Below are 1,534 nucleotides of genomic sequence, written 5' to 3'. Positions count from 1 at the left end.
ATTAAAGCTGCAGAAAGAAAATGGAACAGCAATGTTAAGTTAAACAATGTTGAACTTATAGAGAAAGAAACTGGATTAAAAGTAGAACTTCTTGAGAATGAGCAAGTATTAGAATTAAGTAAGAAAAGAAGAGAAATCTACGAAAAATAAAATCCAGTAAATAGGTGATATAAATGGATAGATTAAAATATTCCTCTACAGAGAGAATGTATGAAGGTGTAATAGTTAAGATAACAGATGGTGGCGTTACTATTGATTTAAAAGGAAGACTTGGTCAATTTAAAATGCCAAAGAGAATGCTAATCACCGATTATGAATTAAAACTTGGCATGGAAGTTGGATTTTTATTAAGCTATCCTGAAGTATTAGGACCTGAGGTTAATGAAAAATATGCCAACGTAATAGCAGAAAACCAAAGACGAGAGCAAGAAAAAAATAAATAACAGGAAAGAGAGGTAATAAATATGAGTCTTACAGTAATAAAAGGACTTCAATCAGAAATATTTGTACCAATAACACCTCCACCAGTATGGGCACCTGTAACTAAAGAATTAAAAGATATGACAATAGCTTTAGCTACAGCTGCTGGTGTACACTTAAAATCAGATGCTAGATTTAACTTAGCAGGAGATTTTGGATTCAGAGAAATACCAGGAGATGCTTTAACTAGCGATATGATGGTATCACATGGTGGATACGATAATGCAGATGTTAATAAGGATATCAACTGTATGTTCCCTATAGATAGATTAAGAGAGCTTGCAGAAGCTGGATTCATCAAAGGCGTAGCTCCAAAACACTTTGGATTCATGGGCGGCGGTGGAGATCAACAAAAATTCACTGAAGAAACTGGTCCAGAAATAGCTAGACAATTAAAAGAAGAAGGCGTAGACGCAGTTCTTTTAACAGCTGGCTGAGGTACTTGCCACCGCTCTGCCGTGATCGTGCAGAGAGCGATTGAGGAAATAGGAATACCTACTATAATAATAGCAGCCCTTCCTCCAGTAGTAAGACAAAATGGTACTCCAAGAGCAGTTGCTCCATTGGTTCCAATGGGAGCAAATGCAGGTGAGCCAAATAACGTTGAGATGCAAACTAGTATATTAAAGGATACTTTAACTAAACTTGTAGAAATACCAAGTGCAGGTAAAATAATACCTTTACCATATGAGTACTCAGCTAAAGTATAATAAAAAAACTTCCCTCTTGTTTAAAGAGGGAAGTTTTATAAACAAAAAATACCTTTGAAAAGGTGATGTATATGAATAAAGATAAAATTCTAAGAAGGTTAGTAATAAAAGCTTTTCATATAGATAAAGTTGAATTTGGAAATAAAAACTCGATAGGCAAACGTTTGCTTATGGTTGACAAAGAAATATCAAAAAGTTTAGTGGAAAACGAAGAACTAATAGAAGATATAAATATTAATATAATAAAGCCTGGACAACATGATATTTATGTAAATACTATTATGGACATCATACCAATATCTACAAAGGTACTTGGTGAAATAGGACAAGGTATAACTCATACT

General features: G+C 33.7%; 3 protein-coding genes. All 3 read left to right on the top strand.

From position 1 onward, the window contains the following. Nucleotides 1-173: 173 nt before the first annotated feature. The gene (locus WJW32_RS12385; protein WP_340258782.1) at nucleotides 174-443 is read left to right on the top strand and encodes a CBO2463/CBO2479 domain-containing protein; all 270 of its coding nucleotides are present in this window, start codon (nucleotides 174-176) and stop codon (nucleotides 441-443) included. 21 nt (nucleotides 444-464) lie between these two features. Continuing rightward, nucleotides 465-1,190 carry a D-proline reductase (dithiol) protein PrdB gene (gene prdB / locus WJW32_RS12380; RefSeq protein WP_340258781.1) on the top strand — a complete coding sequence of 242 codons (726 nt, stop codon included), beginning with the start codon at nucleotides 465-467 and terminating at the stop codon, nucleotides 1,188-1,190. 71 nt (nucleotides 1,191-1,261) lie between these two features. Beyond that, nucleotides 1,262-1,534: glycine/sarcosine/betaine reductase component B subunit (locus WJW32_RS12375; RefSeq protein WP_340258779.1), on the top strand; the 273-nt coding region annotated here is incomplete at its 3' end.

Source organism: Tepidibacter sp. Z1-5, assembly GCF_037844525.1.
Classification (GTDB): Bacteria; Bacillota; Clostridia; order Peptostreptococcales; family Peptostreptococcaceae; genus Tepidibacter_A.
The sequence above is the reverse complement of the archived record's forward strand: the minus strand, read 5'-3'. Positions and strand labels throughout refer to the sequence as shown.

What these genes read in the sequence shown, in the direction of transcription:
- WJW32_RS12385 (WP_340258782.1), top strand. Translation starts at nt 174, where the DNA reads ATGGATAGATTAAAATATTCCTCTACAGAGAGAATGTATGAAGGTGTA.